At 67.3% G+C, this 19,335-nt stretch carries 18 protein-coding genes and 2 pseudogenes; 11 read left to right on the top strand and 9 right to left on the bottom strand.

The features are described from left to right. Positions 1 to 4: 4 nt before the first annotated feature. Positions 5 to 202, top strand: a pseudogene (locus QTI17_RS15835) (metal/formaldehyde-sensitive transcriptional repressor); the annotation flags it as partial. Here QTI17_RS15835 and QTI17_RS15830 read toward each other — a convergent pair. Further along, complete coding sequence (locus QTI17_RS15830; RefSeq protein ID WP_503011056.1) at positions 150 to 1,406, bottom strand: CaiB/BaiF CoA transferase family protein; 1,257 nt, start codon at positions 1,404 to 1,406, stop codon at positions 150 to 152. The pseudogene QTI17_RS15835 and the gene QTI17_RS15830 overlap by 53 nt on opposite strands. Positions 1,407 to 1,410: 4 nt before the next feature. Beyond that, positions 1,411 to 1,833, bottom strand: a pseudogene (locus tag QTI17_RS15825) (Bug family tripartite tricarboxylate transporter substrate binding protein); the annotation flags it as partial. A gap of 179 nt (positions 1,834 to 2,012) precedes the next feature. On the opposite strand from QTI17_RS15825, the gene QTI17_RS15820 reads away from it, so the two are divergent. From QTI17_RS15820 to QTI17_RS15810, 3 genes are all read left to right on the top strand, one after another. Beyond that, positions 2,013 to 3,236 (top strand): tyrosine-type recombinase/integrase, encoded by a 1,224-nt coding sequence (locus tag QTI17_RS15820; protein ID WP_286534275.1) that lies wholly within the window; start codon positions 2,013 to 2,015, stop codon positions 3,234 to 3,236. Positions 3,237 to 3,538: 302 nt separating this feature from the next. Continuing rightward, positions 3,539 to 5,461 carry a tannase/feruloyl esterase family alpha/beta hydrolase gene (locus tag QTI17_RS15815; RefSeq protein ID WP_286534274.1) on the top strand — a complete coding sequence of 641 codons (1,923 nt, stop codon included), beginning with the start codon at positions 3,539 to 3,541 and terminating at the stop codon, positions 5,459 to 5,461. Between the two features lie 127 nt (positions 5,462 to 5,588). Then, positions 5,589 to 6,323, top strand: coding sequence for a LysR substrate-binding domain-containing protein (locus QTI17_RS15810; protein WP_503011055.1), 735 nt, complete (start codon positions 5,589 to 5,591; stop codon positions 6,321 to 6,323). Here the strand turns inward: QTI17_RS15810 and QTI17_RS15805 are convergent. After that, a complete protein-coding gene (locus QTI17_RS15805) occupies positions 6,314 to 7,363 on the bottom strand; it encodes a serine/threonine protein kinase (RefSeq protein ID WP_286534272.1) in 1,050 nt (349 codons plus the stop codon). The genes QTI17_RS15810 and QTI17_RS15805 overlap by 10 nt on opposite strands. 176 nt (positions 7,364 to 7,539) lie before the next feature. Between QTI17_RS15805 and QTI17_RS15800 the strand changes: the two genes are divergently transcribed. Then, positions 7,540 to 8,265 (top strand): cytochrome c oxidase assembly protein, encoded by a 726-nt coding sequence (locus tag QTI17_RS15800; RefSeq protein WP_286534270.1) that lies wholly within the window; start codon positions 7,540 to 7,542, stop codon positions 8,263 to 8,265. After that, complete coding sequence (locus QTI17_RS15795; RefSeq protein ID WP_286534268.1) at positions 8,262 to 8,774, top strand: HemJ family protein; 513 nt, start codon at positions 8,262 to 8,264, stop codon at positions 8,772 to 8,774. The genes QTI17_RS15800 and QTI17_RS15795 overlap by 4 nt, the downstream gene beginning before the upstream one ends. Here the strand turns inward: QTI17_RS15795 and QTI17_RS15790 are convergent. Then, a complete protein-coding gene (locus tag QTI17_RS15790) occupies positions 8,738 to 9,247 on the bottom strand; it encodes a DUF2231 domain-containing protein (protein WP_286534267.1) in 510 nt (169 codons plus the stop codon). The two genes, QTI17_RS15795 and QTI17_RS15790, sit on opposite strands and share 37 nt — an antisense overlap. 33 nt (positions 9,248 to 9,280) lie before the next feature. On the opposite strand from QTI17_RS15790, the gene coxB reads away from it, so the two are divergent. The 5 genes from coxB to QTI17_RS15765 all read left to right on the top strand — a co-directional run bounded on the left by coxB (position 9,281) and on the right by QTI17_RS15765 (position 14,743). Then, positions 9,281 to 9,991 (top strand): cytochrome c oxidase subunit II, encoded by a 711-nt coding sequence (gene coxB, locus QTI17_RS15785; RefSeq protein WP_286534265.1) that lies wholly within the window; start codon positions 9,281 to 9,283, stop codon positions 9,989 to 9,991. Then, positions 9,988 to 12,528, top strand: a complete 2,541-nt coding sequence (gene ctaD / locus QTI17_RS15780) for a cytochrome c oxidase subunit I (protein WP_286534264.1) — start codon at positions 9,988 to 9,990, stop codon at positions 12,526 to 12,528. Before coxB ends, ctaD begins: the two co-directional genes overlap by 4 nt. After that, on the top strand, positions 12,525 to 12,866 hold the full coding sequence (locus QTI17_RS15775) for a hypothetical protein (RefSeq protein WP_286534263.1): 342 nt from the start codon (positions 12,525 to 12,527) through the stop codon (positions 12,864 to 12,866). The genes ctaD and QTI17_RS15775 overlap by 4 nt, the downstream gene beginning before the upstream one ends. 34 nt (positions 12,867 to 12,900) lie before the next feature. Beyond that, the gene (locus QTI17_RS15770) at positions 12,901 to 14,232 is read left to right on the top strand and encodes a ferredoxin reductase family protein (RefSeq protein ID WP_286534261.1); all 1,332 of its coding nucleotides are present in this window, start codon (positions 12,901 to 12,903) and stop codon (positions 14,230 to 14,232) included. Positions 14,233 to 14,368: 136 nt separating this feature from the next. Beyond that, positions 14,369 to 14,743: a TfoX/Sxy family protein gene (locus tag QTI17_RS15765; protein ID WP_286534260.1), complete on the top strand. Its 375-nt coding sequence runs from the start codon at positions 14,369 to 14,371 to the stop codon at positions 14,741 to 14,743. On the opposite strand, the gene QTI17_RS15760 is transcribed toward QTI17_RS15765, so the two are convergent. The 5 genes from QTI17_RS15760 to QTI17_RS15740 form a co-directional block, all read right to left on the bottom strand. After that, on the bottom strand, positions 14,740 to 15,474 hold the full coding sequence (locus QTI17_RS15760; protein WP_286534259.1) for an ABC transporter ATP-binding protein: 735 nt from the start codon (positions 15,472 to 15,474) through the stop codon (positions 14,740 to 14,742). The two genes, QTI17_RS15765 and QTI17_RS15760, sit on opposite strands and share 4 nt — an antisense overlap. Before the next feature lie 2 nt (positions 15,475 to 15,476). Beyond that, positions 15,477 to 16,238: an ABC transporter ATP-binding protein gene (locus tag QTI17_RS15755; RefSeq protein WP_286534258.1), complete on the bottom strand. Its 762-nt coding sequence runs from the start codon at positions 16,236 to 16,238 to the stop codon at positions 15,477 to 15,479. A gap of 5 nt (positions 16,239 to 16,243) precedes the next feature. Beyond that, positions 16,244 to 17,203 carry a branched-chain amino acid ABC transporter permease gene (locus QTI17_RS15750; protein ID WP_286534256.1) on the bottom strand — a complete coding sequence of 320 codons (960 nt, stop codon included), beginning with the start codon at positions 17,201 to 17,203 and terminating at the stop codon, positions 16,244 to 16,246. Then, a complete protein-coding gene (locus QTI17_RS15745) occupies positions 17,200 to 18,075 on the bottom strand; it encodes a branched-chain amino acid ABC transporter permease (protein WP_286534255.1) in 876 nt (291 codons plus the stop codon). Before QTI17_RS15745 ends, QTI17_RS15750 begins: the two co-directional genes overlap by 4 nt. A gap of 65 nt (positions 18,076 to 18,140) precedes the next feature. Next, positions 18,141 to 19,280 carry an ABC transporter substrate-binding protein gene (locus QTI17_RS15740; protein ID WP_286534253.1) on the bottom strand — a complete coding sequence of 380 codons (1,140 nt, stop codon included), beginning with the start codon at positions 19,278 to 19,280 and terminating at the stop codon, positions 18,141 to 18,143. Positions 19,281 to 19,335: the final 55 nt, after the last annotated feature.

The raw sequence follows: 19,335 nt of genomic DNA, 5'->3' as shown, positions 1-19,335 counted from the left end.
CCCCATGAGCCGCACCATCACGGGAAGCGCGAAGCTGCTGGCGCGGGTGCGCCGCATCAAGGGCCAGGCCGCGGCGCTGGAGAGCGCGCTCGGCGCGGGCACCGAGTGCATGGAGATCCTGCAGCAGATCGCGGCGATCCGCGGAGCCGTCAACGGGCTGATGCTGGAAGTCCTCGAAGGCCACGTCCGCGAGCACCTGGGGCCGGAGGCCGACCCGGCACAGCGGGGCGAGGACACCGAGGCCGTGGTGGCGGCGCTGCGCTCCTACCTGAAGTGAAGTAGCGCTTACTCGATCCCGTGCCCGGCGTCAGCGGCGGATGCCGGTAGCTGGCCGGCGTGCGGCTCAGCTTCACCGGCGAGCCGATGCCGCGCCAGCCGCCTTCCATCTCGACCACCATCTTGCGGTGCGCGGTGTGCGGATGCTCGAGCGCCGCATCGACCGACAGCACCGGCGCTGCCGGCACGCCCGCGGCCATGAGCTGGTCGACCAGCTGGCGGCCGTCGAAAGTCGCCAGCTGCGCTTCGAGCCGCTGCTTCAGGCCGTCGCGGTTCACCGAGCGCGATCCGGCGTCGCGGTAGAGCGGGTCGTCGCTCAGCTCCGGCAGGCCGATGGTGCGGCAGAAGCTCGCGAACTGGCGGTCGTTGCCGACGGCCAGGAAGATCGGATCGGTGCCGGTCCGGAGGGCGTCGTAGGGATAGATGTTGGGGTGCGCGTTGCCGGTGCGGCGCGGCGTGCGGCCGTCGAGGAACCAGTTGGCGGCATGCGGGTGCAGCAGCGACAGGCCGCTGTCGTAGAGCGCCGCCTCGACGAACTGCCCGCGTCCGCTGCGCTGGCGCTCCTGCAGCGCGAGCAGCGCGCCGATCACCGCATTGAGCCCGGTCACCATGTCGACCACCGGCAGTCCGACGCGCAATGGACCCCCCTCGGACTCGCCGTTGATGCTCATGATGCCGGTCATGGCCTGCACCGCGGCGTCGTAGCCCGGCAGCGCGCCGAGCGGCCCGTCGGCGCCGAAGCCCGACACGCGGCACCAGACCAGTCGCGGGAAGCGCTTCGACAGTTCGTCATAGCCGATGCCCCAGCGTTCCATGGTGCCGGTCTTGAAGTTCTCGATCAGCACGTCGGCCTCGGCCACCAGTGCCAGCAGGGCCTCGCGGCCCTCGGCGCTGCCGAGGTCGAGCGCCATCGTGCGCTTGTTGCGGTTGAGGCCGTGGTAGTACGAGGCCACGCCGTCCTTGAAGGGCGGCCCCCAGGTCCGGGTGTCGTCGCCCTGCGGCGGTTCGACCTTGAGCACGTCGGCGCCATGGTCGCCGAGGATCTGGCCGCAGTACGGCCCGCCGAGGATGCGCGAGATGTCGAGGACGCGGATGCCCGCCAGCGCGCCGGTGGTGACTGTGGTGGTCATGGCGTCAATCGAGCTGGGCGCCGGACTTCTTCACGACGTCTTTCCACTTGGCGGTCTCGGCCGCGATGAAGCGGCCAAGCTGCTGTGGCGAGGCGTCGGCCGCCGGCTCGAACCCTTGCGATGCGAACAGCTGCTTGACCTTGGGCGTCGCGAGCGCCTCGGTGAAGGCCTTGTTCAGCCTGGCGATGGTCTCGGGCGGCGTGCCGGCCGGCGCCACGATGCCGAAGAACACGCTGACGTCGCAGCCCTTGACGCCCTGCTCGGCCAAGGTCGGCAGGTCGGGCAGGGCTCGCGAGCGCTGCGCGGTGGCGATGCCGAGCGGGCGCAGCTTGCCGGCCTTGATGTAGGGCAGCGCGGTCAGGACGTCGGTGAAGCTCATCGACACCTGGCCGCCCAGCAGGTCGTTGAGCGCCGGCCCGGTGCCTTGTAGGGCAGCTTTAGTCCATAAAATAAGACCTCGGTGATAGCGGCTGAAGGCGATTTCTCCTATGAGAAAAGGGTCCAAGTGCTCTCATCGAGGTACAGCAAGGATCAGGCATTCCCGCCCGTTTTACAGGTACTAGCTCAGGTACCTGGCCGCTGTGCCCCCTTCAACGGACGAAGCACATGGCACACAAGATCGACACCCCCGCAGCGCGCGCGAAGCTCCCGACGCGCCGCGCCCCGTACTGGCACCAAGTGCGTACGAATCCCTTCATGGGCTGGCGCTACATGACCGAAGGCAGCACCGGCACCTGGGTCGCCAAGGCCCAGGAGGGCCGCAAGGAACGCTTCGAGCCCCTGGGCAAGCTGGACGACATCGCAGAAAAGGATCGCTTCGCGGCGGCCCTGAAGCGCCCTAACGCATGGTTCGATGTCATCGAGGCCGAGGGCGTCGGGGCGACGCTGATCCCGTCGCGCATGACGCTGCAGCACGTGCTGCTGGAATACGTCGCAGCGCAGCGCGCGACGAAGGGCGCCAACGCAGCGCACTCGGCCCAGAGCCGCTTCGAACTGCTGATCGCGACCTACCCCAAGGAGGGCCCCGATTCGTGGCTCTACCGCCCCCTGTCGAAGATCACCAAGGCCGAATTCGTGGCGTGGCGCGCCTGGATGTCAGCGCTGCCCAAGGACCCGATGAAGCTGAACAAGACCGAGCCCGAAGCGAGGCCCCGCAGCGGCGCGACCGTGAATCGCGACATCGCGACCTTCCGCGCAGCGCTGAACCTTGCGCATCGCACGCACGGTATCGCAGACGTGTGGAAGGCGGCGCTGAAGCGCGACCTCGCAGCCGACGAAGGGCGCGGGCCTGTCGTGTACCTGTCGATCGATCAGCGTCGTGCGCTGATGGCCGGTGCGCAGGAGGTCGCGCCTGACGTGATGGCCTTTCTGCACGCCCACCTGATCGTGCCGGTCCGCCCTGGGGCGTTCGCGCAGATGACCGTGAAGGACTACGACAGGCGCGCGCATGCGCTGTGGGTCGAAAAGGACAAGGCGGGCGCCAAGCGCTGGGTGCCGCTACCCAAGGACAAGGCCACGATCGATTTCATGCAGGCCTGCACGAAGGACAAGCTGCCGCTGGCGCCCCTGTTCTGCAACGACGCGGGCCCGCCCTGGAACTTCGGCCGCTGGAACATCGCGATCAAGGCGGCCGCCGCACAGGCGAAGCTGCCGAAGGAACTCACGATGTACTGGCTGCGCCATTCGCGCATCACCGACCTCGTAGAACTGAACATGCCGCTGTCGCACATCGCGACGATCGGCGGCACGTCCGGCGCGATCATCGAAAAACACTATGGGCACCTGCGCGGCGATGCAGTGCAGGCCGCCCTGATGGTTGCAGGCTTCTGAGGGCCCTCCCTCAGGCCCTACAGCGCGCTTTCCTGATGCGCTGCAGGGGATAGGCGCCCTGAACGCCTTGCGCGGCCCCCAGCTCCCCTCGGCGCCTTTAGACGGGACTTGTACAGCCGGAAAGGGCCCTTCGCGGAAGGCCGCCGCTTTCTCAAGCGATCACTCAATGCGGCTTCCACAATGTGCAACGAAGAGAGAGGCCTATTGGCGATCCGTCACGATGTAGCGTTGCGCTGCCGCGGGCACGGGCGTCTCAGCCTTGCCTTTCGACTACACCGGGTACCACAGTAAATGAGACCACGATGCCGATGAAGATGAAGGTGTTTGGCTACCGCGCGAGCCACTCACGAGCGTTGCTCGCCATGATGACTGCTGGATCACTTGCCGCCTGTGGAAGAGGTGGAAACGATAACCAACGCGTTGCTGCAGCCGTGGCGGCAGCGGCCGCTGGTGCTGCAACGCAACCTGCAGCACTTTTGAAATGCGATAGTTCAATAAAGTACGGCTTCAGGCCCGATACCAATACCACAGTCTTGCTGGTCAAGCAGTTCAAAAAGGGCGACGCTCTTTCGCTCTCGGGGAGGCCCACGGTCACCACACCGACGGCAGCCAACGACCTGTGCTTGGTCAAGCTCAACGTTGGCCCTGGCAGCGCCGGACCTGCTGACGCGCCCTCGACGTCTCCGGGCATCGGTATCGAAATCTGGTTGCCCGAAAAGTCCAACTGGAATGGTCGCATTCATGCCACAGGCAATGGTGGCTTCGGTGGGACTGCGGAAGGCATCACCACCACACTGGGCAGGAATGGTGTCGCAAACGACGGACGCCGAGCATCTGAGATTGCCGGTACAGAAGGTGCTATGGCCGCTTCGGAAAACATGGGCCACACGGATCCAACAGGCAGCGGTTCTTGGGCCATGAATCCGAACGGAACGATCAACAGTCCGCTGTGGAACGACTTCTCGCAACGCAGCGTCCACGAAATGGCGGTCAAAGCAAAGGCCCTCGCCGTCGCCTACTATGGATCCGCGCCGAAGTATTCCTATTTCGATGGGGCATCGACAGGCGGCCGGCAGGCCTTGAAATCGGCTCAGGTCAACCCCGCCGATTTCGATGGTGTCGTCGCGGGAGTGCCCGCCCTCAATTGGACAAAGTTCGCCACAGCCGAGCTCTACCCTCAAATCGTTTGGCAGCGCGAATTGGTGGACAATGGCATCCCCATCCCGACCTACGAGCAACAGGACCTCGTTTCGAACGCCGCCATCAGCGCGTGCGATGTTGTTGGCGGAGCGCATCTTGGCTTCATCCTGGATCAGTCGCAATGCCGGTATGACCCGACGAAAGATGCGACTGTGCTTTGCCATGGAGTTGCTGGCAGTGGGGTCGTTGGCGCGAGCACATCTGCGTCGTGCGTGAACATGGCTCAGGCTCAGGCGATCAACAAGATTTGGTACGGGGTCACCGCTGACGGCAGCGTTCCGGACCCGGCTGTGGACAATGGTTGGAATGTCGTTCTGGCTGGCGGCCAGAAGTGGTACGGACTACCGCGGGGAACGTCTCTCTGGAACGCAGCACTCACAAGGCCAATCGGAGTGCCGTTCGGGTTGGCAAATCCAGCGCTCGCCTTCAGCATCGGAACGGATCAAGTCGCGCTGGAACTACGGAACTCGAAACTGGCGGGACCCTACCTCAGGAACGCGACCGGCAATGGTGCCAACGGGTGGAAATCACTTTCGTACGCTCAATTTTCCAACGCCTTTGATCAAGGCGTAGCGCTCCAGTCACAGTTCGCACACATCAACAGCGACGACCCGGATCTGACGGAATTCAAGAAGCGCGGCGGCAAGATCGTTCATTGGGTTGGCGTGAACGACGAGCTGGTCTTTTCCCTTGGTTCGTACAACTACTACGACAGGGTGTTGAATCAGATGGGTGGTGCCGGCGCGGTCCAGAGCTTCTATCGCTTCTATCCACTCCCAGGCATCGGCCACGGCTCTGTCAATGGCACGTCGAATGAAGCAGCGACGCCGCCCGCGTTCGCGTCTGGCCAGGCCTACAGGCTCCTGACCGATTGGGTTGAGAACGGCGTTGCGCCCGGACGCATCGATTTGAGCTCGTTGCCCAATAGCCCGACGGCGATCAGCCTGCCCATTTGCCCCTACCCGCAGAAGCCGCGCCATGAGAGCGGAAATCCGCGGCAGGCTGAGAGTTACAGCTGCTCCTGAGAAAGAATGACAACGACGGTGCGGTTCCTACCACGCCGCGCTTTCCAACATCTGCTTCGCAAGAAGACCCCTTCGAACGGCGGCTTGTGGCTTTGGCGCGCGGCTGTTCGACCGCAACAGCAAGGAGGTGCGGCTGACGCCGGCCGGCCAGGCGCTGCAGGCCTCGGCCCGGCGGCTGCTGCGGAAGGCCGAGGAGGCGGCCCTCGAGGCGCACGATGTCTCGCAGGGCTCGGCGGGGCGCTTGCGGATCGGCTTCGTCGGCGCCACGCTCTATCGCGGCCTGCCGCAGGCGCTGGCCAAGTTCCAGGCCAGGCATCCGGCGGTGCGCGTCACGCTGGCCGAGCTCAACTCGGGCGAACAGATCACCGAGCTGCTGCACGACCGGCTGGACTTCGGCTTCGTCCACACCAGCCGCATGCCGGCCGAACTGCGCCACGAACTGCTGCTGTCGGAGCCTTTCGTCGCCTGCCTGCCGGTCGGGCATCGCCTCGCGCGCCGGCGCACGGTGGCCATCGCCAGCCTGCGCGACGAACCCTTCGTCTTGTTCTCGCGCAGCGCGTCGCCCGACTACCACGAGCGGATCCTCGCGATCTGCGCCGACGCCGGCTTCCGGCCCGAGGTGCGGCACGAGGTGCGGCACTGGCTGTCGGTGGTCTCGCTGGTCTCGCAGGGGATGGGCGTGGCGCTGGTGCCGAGCGCGCTGCGCCGGGCCGCGCTGCGCGGCGCGCTGTTCCGCCCGCTCGACGAGGACGTGGCCGGCTCGGATGCCTACTGCGTCTGGCGCGAGGGGCCCGAGAACGCGGTGGTGCAGGGCTTTCTTCGTGCCGTGCGGGCCGGCGTGCCGGCCGCCGATCAGGCGTAGAGGGGCTCTTCGGCTATCGCCTCGCACTGGTCCTGCAGCATCTGGATCTGCCCCTTCCAGTAGTCGCTGGAGCCGAACCACGGGAAGTTGATCGGGAAGATCGGGTCTTCCCAGCGCCGCGCCAGCCAGGCGCTGTAGTGGATCAGGCGCAGGGTGCGCAGCGGCTCGACCAGCGCCAGCTCGCGGCGGTCGAAGTCGCGGAACTGCTCGTAGCCGTCGAGCAGGCCGCTCAGTTGCCCGGTCTGCTGGGCGCGGTCGCCCGACAGCAGCATCCAGAGGTCCTGCACCGCGAAGCCGGTGCGGGCGTCGTCGAGGTCGACGAAGTGCGGGCCGCCGTCGGGGCGGTCGGTCGGCGTCCAGAGGATGTTGCCGGGGTGCACGTCGCCATGCAGCCGCAGCCGCTTCAGCGGCGGGTCGTTGTCGCCGTCATGGCCGATGCCGAGCGCGCTGGCGGCGATCATCTCGAAGGCGGTGTTGCAGGCGGCTTCCCATTCGCGCTGGACGTCCAGCGGCACCATCTGGTGGCCGAGCAGCCAGTCGCGGGACGCGAGTCCGAAGGTCTGGAGATCGAGGGCCGGACGGGTGACGAAGGGCGCGCGGTCGCCGACCGCGTGGATGCGCGCCAGGAACCGGCCCACCCATTCGAGCACCTCGAAGTCGTCGAGCTCGGGCCCGCGGCCGCCGCGGTAGGGGCTGACGCTGAAGGCGAAGCCGCCATGGTGGTGCAGCGTGCGGCCGGCGACCGCGATCGGCGCCACGGCCGGCACTTCGGCCGCCGCCAGTTCGATCGCGAAGCCGTGCTCCTCGAGGATCTGGTCGTCGCTCCAGCGGCCGGGCCGGTAGAACTTGACCACCACGGCGCTGCGGTCTTCGAGGTGGACCTGGTAGACCCGGTTCTCGTAGGAGTTCAGGGCCGTGAGACGGCCGTCGCCGTGCAGGTCGAGCGCGGCCAGCGCATCCAGCACCACGTCGGGCGTGAGACTCTCGTAAGGGTGGGCGGTCGAGGCCGCAGGCGAAGGAGGGGAGTTGGAAGGAGCCACCCCGCATTGTCGGGCCTGGCGTGTGCCGTCGACCGGGTTTCGCCTGCTTTGCACAGAAACGGGCGTTTGTCATTCGAGTCGAACCCTTCGACAGGCCGGGCGTGCTGGACTAGTATTTTCCAAACCAAGCAGTCCGCGGGGCGTGCACGGCCGCGGCACGGGGGAAGGAAACCGCCATGGTGAATTCGCTGATCGCTTACTGCGGTGCCGCCGCGGTGCCTGACGATACGTGGTCGCGCTGGAACTTCGATCCGCCGTTGCTGGTCGCGCTCGCCGCCGTGGCGTTGGTGGTGGCCCGCGGCCGCTGCGCCGATGCCCGCGCCGGCTGGGGCGCGCTGGCGCTGATGGGCGTGGTCTTCGTGTCGCCGCTTTGCGCCCTGTCGTCGGTGCTGTTCTCGGTCCGCGTGCTGCATCACGTGATCCTGGTGAGCGCGGTGGCGCCCTTGCTGGCGCTGGCCTTCCCGCAGCGGCGTGCCGGCCGGGTCCCCCTCCCGATGCTGGTCGCGGCCCATGCGGTCGTCCTGTGGGTCTGGCACGCGCCCGGCGCCTATGCCTGGGGGCTCGCGAGCGTCCCGGCCTACTGGCTGATGCAGCTCACGCTGCTCGGCAGCGCCTGGCTGCTGTGGCGGGCCGTCCTGTCGCCGGCCACGCCTTCGGGCCTGGCGCTGGTGGCGCTTGCCGTGACGATCGGGCAGATGGGTCTGCTGGGCGCCCTGATCGTCTTCGCGGCGCAGCCGCTCTATCCGGTGCACTTCGCGAGCACCCTGGCCTGGGGCTTCACGCCGCTGGCCGACCAGCAGCTCGCCGGCCTGCTGATGTGGGTGCCGGCGATGCTGCCCTACCTGGGCGCCGGACTCTGGCGCGCCTGGACCAGCCTGCGGCCCGCGGAGGCGGCCCTGTGACGACCTTCCTCAAGTTCGTCCATCTGGCGACGATCGCGATCTGGTCGGGCGGCCTGCTGGTCTTGCCCTTCCTGTTCTGGCAGCGGCGCGGGCTCGAGGCCGGCGCCGAGCTCGATCAGCTGCACCGTATCGTCCGGCTGGTGTATGTGGAGCTGACCTCGCCGGCCGCCTTCGTCGCGGTCGGCAGCGGCACCGCGCTGATCTTCCTGCAGGCCACCTACGAGGAGTGGTTCTCGATCAAGATGGTGCTGGTCGGCATCATGGCGATGCTGCACGTGGTGGCGGGCCTGGTGGTCCACCAGCTGTTTTCGCCCACGGGTCGTTTCGGGCGCTTCTCGTTCATCAGCTTGTCAGCCACCTACGCGGTGCTGATCCTCGCCATCCTGTGGGTGGTGCTGGCCAAGCCGCAGATCGATTCGAACCAGTTCGCCACCCACCTGTTCGAGCCCGGCGGGCTGTCACGCCTGTGGCATCAGTCCTTCGGCGACACCAGGATGCCGATGCCATGATCGAACACCAGCTTGCCTCCATGCCAGCCGGCGAAGCCGACCATGACGGACGCCAGCACCGACAGCATCAGGCCGTGCGGCAGCACCGAGGCCGGGTCGGTCAGGCGCAGGCCCCAGCTGGCGCCCGAGATGGCGACCAGCGTCATGGCCGCGATGGCATGCGACCAGCTGGCCTCGTGCAGCCGGATGCCGCGCACCAGCAGCAGCTCTCCCGTGCCGACCAGGCTGGCCGCGACGCCGCTCCAGAAGGCCATGCCGGCGGCCCAGAGTCCCGCACGCAGCCAGAACACATCGCCCGACCACCAGTAGAAGACATCGACGCCGAGCGTGGCGACCACGAACGCGACCGGGAAGTGCACCAGCATCACGTGCAGCGGATGGCCGACCAGCGCGACCGCCGAACCGACTTCGAGCCGCTGCAGCTCGAGCAGGACCTCGCTGCGGGGTGGGGTGGTGTTGCCTTGGTTCGCCATGGTGCGTCTCCTTCTTTGCAGCGGGTGCTTCCGATGAGCGGCCATCGTAGCGGCTTGCGCGCGGCGCTCCAAGCCGGATCGCTGGCGCTGCTGAGCGGCTGCAGCGGGCCGCTCTCGACGCTCGATACCTCCGGGCCGGCCGCGGCCTCGATCGCGATCATGTGGTGGGTCATGCTGATCGGCTCGGCCTTGCTGTTCCTGCTCGTCGTCGGCATCTTCATCCTGGTGATCCGGCGGCCGGGCTGGGGCTCGAGCGTCTCGCCGACGCGCTGGATCGTGCTCGGCGGCCTGGTGCTGCCGGCCCTCGTGCTGCTGCCCTTGCTGGCCTACGGCCTGGTCACCGGCGAGCGCCTGCTGCCGCTGCCGGGCAGCGCGCCGCCGCAGCGCATCGAGGCGATCGCCTCGCAGTGGACCTGGACCTTCCGCTATCCCGGCCACGGCGGCGCCGAGACCCGCAACGTGCTGCTGCTGCCGGTCGGCCAGCCGGTCGACATGGTGGTGACGAGCAAGGACGTGATCCATGCCTTCTGGGTGCCGCGGCTCGCGGGCAAGGTCGACGCGGTTCCCGGGCGGGTCAACCGGCTGCGCATCCAGGCCGACCAGCCCGGCCGCTTCGAAGGCACCTGCGACGAGTTCTGCGGCATCGGCCACACGGGCATGCGCTTCGCGGTCATCGTCCATCGGCCGGAGGATTTTTCAGCCGCGTTGACGCAGGCGCTCTCAGCACCGGAGGCGAAGAAATGAGTGGACCCGCCGTCGACCCGCAGCCAGGAGGCGCCCGCGCACTGCGGCTGCACCGGGAGCTGAACAAGATCTGGGCCACCGGGCCAGGATGGCAGCGGCTGGCCGCGGTCAACCATTCGGTCATCGGCATGCGGATGTTCATCACGTCCTTCGCCTTCTTCCTGATCGCCGGGCTGCTGGGCATGCTGACCCGCGTGCAGCTGGCCACGCCGCATTCGCTGTTCCTCGACCCGGAGACCTACAACCAGGTGTTCTCGGTGCACGGCTCGATGATGCTGTTTCTGTTCGCGATCCCGATGGTCGAGAGCTTCGCGGTCTACCTGACGCCGAAGATCCTCGGGACCCGCGACTTCGCCTTCCCGCGGCTCACGGCCTACGGCTACTGGTGCTATCTGTTCGGCGCCTCGATCGTGACTGTCTCTCTGATCCTCGGCGTCGCGCCCAACGGCGGCTGGTTCATGTACACGCCGCTGAGCTCCAACGCCTTCACGCCGGGCGTGAATGCGGATGTCTGGCTGCTCGGCATCACCTTCGTCGAGATCTCGGCGCTGTCGCTGGCGATGGAGATCGTGGTGTCGATCCTCAAGATGCGCGCGCCCGGCATGTCGCTCGACCGCATGCCGATCTTCGGCTGGTACATCCTGGTCACCGCGATGATGATGATCGTCGCCTTCCCGCCGCTGATCCTGGCCTCGATCCTGCTCGAGCTCGAGCGCGCCTTCGGCCTGCCCTTCTTCGATCCGACGCGCGGCGGCGACTCGCTGCTGTGGCAGCACCTGTTCTGGCTCTTCGGCCATCCGGACGTCTACATCATCTTCCTGCCGATGGCCGGCGTGCTGTCGACCATGATCCCGGTCTTCGCCAACCGGCAGCTGGTGGGCTACCGCGCGATCGTGGTGGCGATCGTCGCGCTGGCCTTCCTGAGCTTCGGCATCTGGGTGCACCACATGTTCACGGTGGGCATCCCGCACCTTGCGCTGGCCTTCTTCTCGGCCGGCTCGGCGATCGTCGCGGTGCCGACCGCGGTGCAGGTCTTCGCCTGGCTGGCGACGCTGTCGCACGGCAGGCCGCGCTGGGACGTGCCGATGCTCTACGTCTTCGGCTTCTTCTTCGTCTTCGCGATGGGCGGGCTCACCGGCGTCATGCTCGCGATGGTGCCCTTCGACTGGCAGGCGCACGACACCTACTTCGTGGTCGCCCACATGCACTACGTGGTGGCCGGCGCGCTGGCCTTCCCGATGGTGGCGGCGCTCTATTACTGGCTGCCGCTCCTGACCGGGCGCGCCGCGGTGCAGCGCCTGTCGGTGCCGGCGTTCTGGCTGATCTTCGTCGGCTTCAACATGACCTTCTTCATGATGCACCTGACCGGCCTGCTGGGCATGCCGCGGCGCGTCTACACCTACCGCGGCGACGAAGGCTGGAACTGGCTCAACCTGCTGTCCTCGGTCGGCAGCTTCGTGATGACGATCGGCTTCGGGCTGCTGATCATCGACCTCGTGGTGCAGCTGCGCCATGGGCGCCGCGCGCGTCGCGACCCCTGGCGGGCCCAGACCTTCGAATGGGCGATGCCGATGCCGCCGGCGCCCTATGCCTTCGCCTCGATCCCGCATGTCGGGCCGCAGACCGAGGGCGTGACGAAGACCGAGCTGGCGGCTTCGCTGGCGCGTGGCGAGGGCTACCTGGGCGCCACGCGCAACGGCTGGCAGGAGGCGATGGGCGTGCACATCACGAGCGGCAAGCCCGAGCAGCTGATCGTGCTGCCGAACCCGACCTACCTGCCGCTGGTCACGGCGCTGTTCACGGGCGGCGCCGTGCTGGGCTTCCTCTTCAAGGCCTACTGGGTGTCGCTGGCGCTGGCGCTCGTCACCTTCGGCCTGTTCGTCGTCGCGGGGCGGCGCGCGGGCCTGCCGCGCGACTACGGGCCCTTGTCCGTCGGCCTGGGCGTCTCGGTGCCGCCGCACACCGAGGCAGCGAGTTCGCCGTCCTGGCTGGCGCTGATCTGCTCCCTGGTCGCCAACGGCACGCTGTTCACCTCGCTGGTGTTCGGCACCTTCTACCTCTGGCTGTCCGGCGGCGACTGGCAGAAGATGCCGCCGCCCGAGCCGAGCCGGCTGCTGGCCTTCGGCGTCATCGCCTGCCTGGCGGTCGCGGCGGTGGCGGCGCGCGGCTCGCTCAGGGTCGTGGTCGCCAGCGGCAAGACCTCGGGCTGGATGGCGATCACCGCGCTCGCGCTGATGGCGGCGGCGGGGATGATCGTGGAGTTGATCATGGGCGTCACGCCGCACCCGCGCGCGCATGCGCTCGGCGCCACCGCGTCGGTGCTGCTGGGCTATGTGGGCTTTCATGCCGCTGCCGGGCTGCTGTTCCTGATCAGCAACTTCCAGCGCGTGCGCAGCGGCTACATCTCGCGCTTGCGCTGCACCGACCTGCGCCTGACGCGGCTCTGGATCGACTACACGCTGGTGACCGGCGTCATCGCGCTGGGCCTGGTGCTGGCGCTGCCGTCGCTGGTCACCGTGCTGGGGGCCCGGCCATGAATGCAGTGACGACGGTTCCACCCCGGCGTGTCTGGTGGCTCGCGGCCGGCTTCATCGTCTGGTGCCTTGCGCTGGCGGCGCTCTATGCGATCCACGCGATCGGCTGTGCCTTCGGCTGGTCGGCGGGCGCGCTGCGCTGGACCCTGGTCCTCGTGTTCATCGCGCACCTGGTCGTGATCGGATGGATGTGGGGCCGGTTCGCCAAGGGCGCGCCCGACCCCGGATCGGGAGAGACCGGCAGCTTCCTGCACACCGCGATCGTCTGGACCACGATCACCGCATTCGCGAGCGGCGTGCTCGCGCTCGGTCCGCCGCTGTTCCTCAGCGCCTGCATCTGATCGCGAACACCAGCCTGTTTCAACGCCGAACACCATGCAGTTCCGTGACCGAGATTTCCATCGCCGGGTCGTCTGGTCCGTGATCTACCTGCTGTTCATCCTGGCGCCGCTCCTGGCGCTGCTGACCGGCGCGCTGCCGCCGGCGCGCGATTTCTGGACCGAGTTCTCGGTCGCGCTCGGCTACACCGGCCTCGCGATGATGGGACTGCAGTTCGGGCTCACGGCGCGCTTCAGGCATGTCACCGATCCGTGGGGCGAAGACGTCATCTACCACTTCCATCGCCGGGTCTCGCTGCTCGCGGTCGGGCTGGTGGTGGTGCATCCGCTGATCCTGCTTGCCAACGGCTCCGACAAGATGGCCATGCCCGACTCCCTGGCCGAGGTGCCGCTGGGCGCTGTCTTCGCGGTGCTGTCGCTCGGCGCGCTGGTCTTGCTGGTCGTGATGGCGCTGTGGCGCACCCGGCTGAAGATCAGCTACGAGTTCTGGCACTTCACGCACATCGGGCTCGCGCTGGCCGCGGTCGGCGGCGGGCTGCTCCACATGGTGGGCTGGGGCTTCTACCTGGCCGATCCGGTGAAGCGCGCGCTGTGGATCGGCATGACGATCTTCTGGATCGCGCTGCTGCTCTACGTGCGCATCGTGAAGCCGCTGTTCATGCTGCGCCGGCCCTACCGCGTGGCCGAGGTGCGGGCCGAGCGCGGCGACACGACCACGCTGGTGATGCGGCCCGAGGGCCACGCCGGCTTCCGCTTCCGGCCCGGCCAGTTCGGCTGGCTCACGCTGTGGGGCAGCCCGTTCCGGATCACCGGCCATCCCTTCTCTTTCTCGTCGAGCGCGGAGGCCCCCGACGGACGGGTCGAGATGACGATCCGCAACCTCGGCGATTTCACCAGCGGCATCGCCAAGGTGCCGGTGGGGCGGCGCGTCTACCTCGACGGGCCGTATGGCGCCTTCACCATCGGCAACCCGGCGGACATGCATGTGCTGATCGCGGGCGGCATCGGCATCACGCCGATGATGAGCATGATCCGCACGCTGATCGACCGCGGCGACAAGCGGCCGCTGATCCTGCTCTACGGCGGCAAGGACCTCGAATCCCTGACCTTCAGGGATGAACTGGAAGTGCTGGCGAAGCGGGTCGACCTCACGGTGGTCTACGTGCTGTCGCAGCCGCCGGAAGGCTGGGCCGGTGAAAGCGGCTACATCGATGCCGCCGTGTTCAAGCGGCATCTGCCCCCGGGCTACGCCGACCACGAATACTTCATCTGCGGCCCGGACGCGATGATGGACGCCATCGAGGCGGCGCTAGGCCAGATGAAGGTGCCGCTCTCGAAGTACCACTCGGAGCGCTACAGCTTCGTCTAGGAGACAGATCCCATGCGCCGCTTGTTCGCCGATCGACTGGTTCTCGCCACCGCGATCATCGTGGTGCTGGTGGCGGTCGTGTTCGCGGTCTTGCGCGTGGGCGCGTGAGCAATGGCTCGGGCGTCAGAATCGCCGCATGAACGAATTCGCGGAAGAGCTTCACGATGTCTTCGAGCGCTTCGGCCGCATCTCGCTGCGGCGGATGTTCGGCGGCCACGGCGTGTTCCACGAGGGCCGGATGTTCGGCCTGATCGCGGGCGGCCGTCTCTACCTGAAGGCGGATGCCGAAACGGCGGGCTTCTTCGAGGCCCGGCAACTGCCGCCCTTCGAGTACCAGCGCCGGGGGCAGACGGCCCGGATCTCGTACTACGAGGCGCCGCCCGAGCTGTTCGAGGACCGCCATGAAGCGGCGCTCTGGGCCGGCCGGGCGTGGGAGGCGGTACTGCGCGCGGGCGCGGCGAAGCCTGCCGCGCGCCGGGTGCCGTCGAAGAGGATTCGCAGGTCGAGCTAGGGCGAACCGCCGTGCATGCCACCCAGAAACAGCCGGTCCATCCGCGGGTCGGCCAGGATCTCGGCGGCCGGCTTGTGCAGCACCAGGCGGCCCGATTCCAGCGCGATCGCCTCGTCCGAATGGCGCAGCGCCGATTTCACGTTCTGCTCGACCATCAGCACCGTGGCGCCGCGGTCGGCCAGGCTGCGCAGCAACCTGAAGACGTCTTGCACCACGATCGGCGACAGGCCGATCGAAGGCTCGTCGATCAGGATCACCCTGGGCCGCAGGAGCAGCGCCCGGCCGATTTCCAGCTGCTTCTGCTCGCCGCCCGACAGCGAGGACGCCGGCGAGTGCAGCCGCTCTTTCAGGCGCGGGAAGAAGTCGAGAACTTCCGGAATCCGCTCGTGGGTCGCCTTCATCCCGATCGTGATGCCGCCGAGTTCGAGATTCTCGAACGCGCTCAGCTGGCCGAAGAGGTTCCGCCCCTGGGGGACGAAGGCGATGCCCTCGGCCAGCAGTGCCTTCTGCGAGGCGCCCGTGATGTCCCGGCCCTCGAAGCTGATCCGGCCCGCGCGCGGCTTGAGCAATCCGAACAAGGTCTTCAGGACGGTCGATTTCCCGGCGCCGTTCGGCCCGATCAGCAGGCTGATGGCGCCTGCGGGAATCCGGAACGAGAGCTCGTTGAGGATCATGAAGTCCTTGTAGCCCGCCACGACATTCCGGAATTCGATGCAGGTTCGATCGTTCATGCTCAGTTGCCCAGATAGGCGTCCAGCACCTGCTTGTTCGCACGGATCTCCGCCGGGGTCCCGATCGCCATCACTCGGCCTTCCACCATCACCATGACGCGATGGCAGAGGTCCATCACGAAGTCCATGTTGTGCTCGATCACGACGAACGAACTGCGGGCGCCTTCGGACGGGCCGAGATTGAGCTCCTTCAGCAGCGTGCCGATGCCGCCGACCAGCCCCGGGTTGACGCCCGCGCACGGTTCATCGAGCAGCACGACGTTCGGCTCGCTCATGAAGGCCATCGCGATGTCCACCAGCTTCTGCTGGCCGTAGGAGAGCTCCCCGGCCTTCTTGTCGGCCATGTGCCGGATGCGGAACCGGTCCATCAGCGCATCGGCCCGGGGCCCGAGCCCGGAATCGGTCGGCGCGAACATGCGGCCGAACATCGAGCCGCGGTGCTCCTGCGCTGCCACAATGAGGTTGTCGCGCACGCTCATCTTGCCGAACACCTGGAGCGTCTGGAAGGTGCGCCCCACGCCCCGGCGGTTGAGTTGAAGCGGCCCGAGCGCCGTCACGTCCTCGCCCTTGAACTCGATCTTTCCTTCGTCGGGTTCGATCTGTCCCAGCATGCTGTTGAACAGCGTGGTCTTGCCGGAGCCGTTCGGCCCGATCACGCCGAAGATCTCGCCCGGGCGGATCTCGAAACTCACGCCGGCCACGGCCTGGATGGCGCCGTAGGCCTTCTTGAGGCCGGAGACTTTCAGGAGCGGCTGTTGAGTCATCGCATCTACAGGGCGCGCGCGGCCAGGGCCTGGCGCGACAGCCGCCGGGCTCGGATCCGGTCGGGCAGGCTCAGCAAGCCGTCGGGCAGCCAGATCATCAGCAGCACGACGGCCGTGCCGAACACGAACAGGTACCAGGCCTGGGCGAAGCGCAGCCACTCCGGCAGCACCACCCCCACCGCGGAACCGAGCAAGGGGCCGAGGAAGTAGCCGGGCCCGCCGACCACCACCATCAGGTACATCATGATCGACTGGCCCACCGTGAAGAGCGAAGGATCGATGAACTGGACCTGCGCCGCATAGAGGCCACCGGCGATGCCGGCGTAGGTGGCGCCGATGGCGAAGCTCAGCAGCGTGTAGCGGCGCGTGTCGATGCCCAGGCTCTCGGCCCGGATCGGGTTGTCGCGCAAGGCCTTGAAGGCCTTGCCCCAGGGACTGCGCAGCAGCGACGCCATCAGCCAGGCCAGCAGCAACGCGGCCGCCAGCACCAGGTAGTAGAAGGCCAGGTTGCGATCCAGGCTCAGCCCGCCCAGGCTGGGACGGGGGATGTTGTTGATGCCGAAGGTTCCGCCGGTGAGCCATTCCTCGTTGCGCATCACCAGCCAGAGCGCGGTGTTGAAGCCCAGCGTGGCGAAGGCCAGGTAGATGGTCTGCACGCGCAGCGCCGGAAAGCCCAGACCCAGGCCGACGGCGAAGCACAGCAGCGCACCCGCGGGCAGTCCCAGCCAGAAGCTGAAGCCTTCGCGCAGCAGGATGGCGGTGGTGTAGGCACCGATGCCGAAGAACGCCGCATGCCCCAGCGATTTCTGTCCCGCATAGCCCACGGTGAGGTTCAGCCCCATGTTCGCGATCACGAACACCAGCCAGGTCGTGAACAGGTGGATGCCGTAGTTCTTCAGAAAGGCGGGCACGGCCAGCAGCAGGGCCAGCGCCAGCACGCCCAGCACCAGCGATGTCCGCTTCATACCTTGCGCTCCGGCTTGCGGCCCAAGAGCCCCTGCGGCTTGAACAGGATGACCACCATGAAGATCAGCAGCGCCACGGCATCCTTGTAGGCCGGCGACACGTAGGCCGCCGCCAGGTTCTCGCCCACGCCGACGATCAGGCCGCCCAGCAAGGCGCCGCGCGAGTTGTTGAAGCCGCCGATGATGGCGGCGAAGAAGGCCTTGTTGCCCAGCGACTCGCCCATGTCGAACTTGGCCAGGTAGGTGGGCGTCACGAGCAGCGCGGCGGCGGTGGCGAGCAGCGCATTGATCGCGAAGGTGTAGAAGATCATCCGCGGCACGTTGATGCCCAGCACCGCCGCGCTCTCGGTGTTCTGGGCCACCGCCTGCATGGCGCGCCCGGTGACGGTCCTGGCCAGGAACATCTGGGTCCCCACGACCAGCGCCACGGCGAATGCGAAGGTGCCGATGTCGGTGGGCGACAGCACGACGCCGGCCAGTTCGAACACCCGGTCCGGGAACAACTGCGGAAAGGGCTGCGGCTCGGCGCTGTAGGCGGCGCGCACGCCGTTGCGCAGAGCGATCGACAGGCCGATGGTCGCCACCACGATCGGCATCATGCCGAAGCGAAAGAGCGGATCGACCAGGCCGCGCTTGAACAGCCACCCCAGCACCACGACGGCGACCACCGCCGTCAGCGCGAAGCTCAAACCCAGGGAAGCGCCGTGGTGCAGCAGGATGAGCATCATGAACGCCGGCAGCATCACGAATTCGCCCTGGGCGAAGTTGATGGTGCCCGAAGCCTGCCAGAGCAGGGTGAAGCCGAGGGCGGCCAGCGCATAGATGCTGCCGGTGGCCAGGCCGCTGAAGAAGAGCTGCAGGAAGTCGGTCATGCGTGCATCGCGTTGAAGGCCTCATCGAACGGTCGCACCGCCCGCCTGCTGCCGCGGGCCGCGCGCTACTTCTTGCTGTTCAGAGGCGGAAGGGTCTCGACGACCAGGGTCTTGCCGTTGCGGATCTCCGTCATGAAGCTCTCGCGGTCGAGGTCGCCCTTGTCGTCGAAGCACACGTCCATCAAGATTCCGGGGTTCTGCTTGGCACTGAAGCAGCTGTTGCGCAGCGCGGCGGCCACGGCCTTGCGATCGAGCTTCCCGGCCTTCTCGATCGCCGCCTTCAGGATGTACACGCCGGTGTAGCCCTTGACGCCGTTGTGGTCGGAGACCGTGTTGTACTGGGCCTGGTAGCGCTTGCCGAAGTCCTGCAGCTGGGGCGCGTCCACCGTCAGGCCGACGTGCGCCACGGCCCCGTTGGCCGCCTCGCCCGCGAGTTCGACCACCTTGGCGCTGGTCAGCACGGTCTCGCCGATCATCGGCTTGTTCCAGCCCTGCTTGCGCAGCTCGCGCAGCAGGCGGGCCGACTCTTCTTCGTTGGTGTAGGCGAAGAGGGCATCGGCCCCCGACTGCTTGGCCTGGATCACTGCGGCGGAGAAATCCACCTGGCCCGATTCGGTGGAGATCTCGGCCACGATCTGGGTCGGCGAGTTGGCCAGCAGCTGCTTGATGGCCGCCTGGCCGCCCTTGCCGAAATCGTTGTTCACGTAGATGACGGCCAGCTTCTTCGACTTGGCGTTGATGTAGCGTGCCACCTTGGGGAAGGCGACGCTCTGCCCGAACGAGGTCCGGAACACGTAGGGGTTGCCCTGCTGGGTGATGGACGCCGCCTCGCCGCCCGTGAAGTTGGGCGTCTCCGCGCGCTTGCTCTCCGCCATCGACACCATGATCGAGCCCGAGAACACCGGACCGAAGATGGCGAAGACCTCGTTGTCGACCGCCTTCTGGGTGAGGCCCTTGGCCACGCCCGGATTGGTCTGCGTGTCTTCCGTGGTGAAGCTGATCTTCTTGCCCTGGATGCCGCCCGCGGCGTTGATCTCCTTGATCGCCATTTCGACGCCGTTCTTGAACATCGTGCCGGACGTCGTGCCGGGGCCCGAGAGTTCGACGATGTTGGCGATCTTGATGTCCTGGGCGTGCAGCAGGCCCGCCCCGGCGGCCAGCAGCCCGACCAGGGCCAGACGGACGAATCTCGATGAACGGCGCATCTATGTCTCCTGAACGAATGGGCGCTTCGAGCGAGGCCTGCCTCGCCGAGCGCCT

The organism is Variovorax sp. J31P179 (assembly GCF_030316985.1).
Taxonomy (GTDB): Bacteria; Pseudomonadota; Gammaproteobacteria; order Burkholderiales; family Burkholderiaceae_C; genus Variovorax; species Variovorax ginsengisoli_B.
The sequence above is the reverse complement of the archived record's forward strand: the minus strand, read 5'-3'. Positions and strand labels throughout refer to the sequence as shown.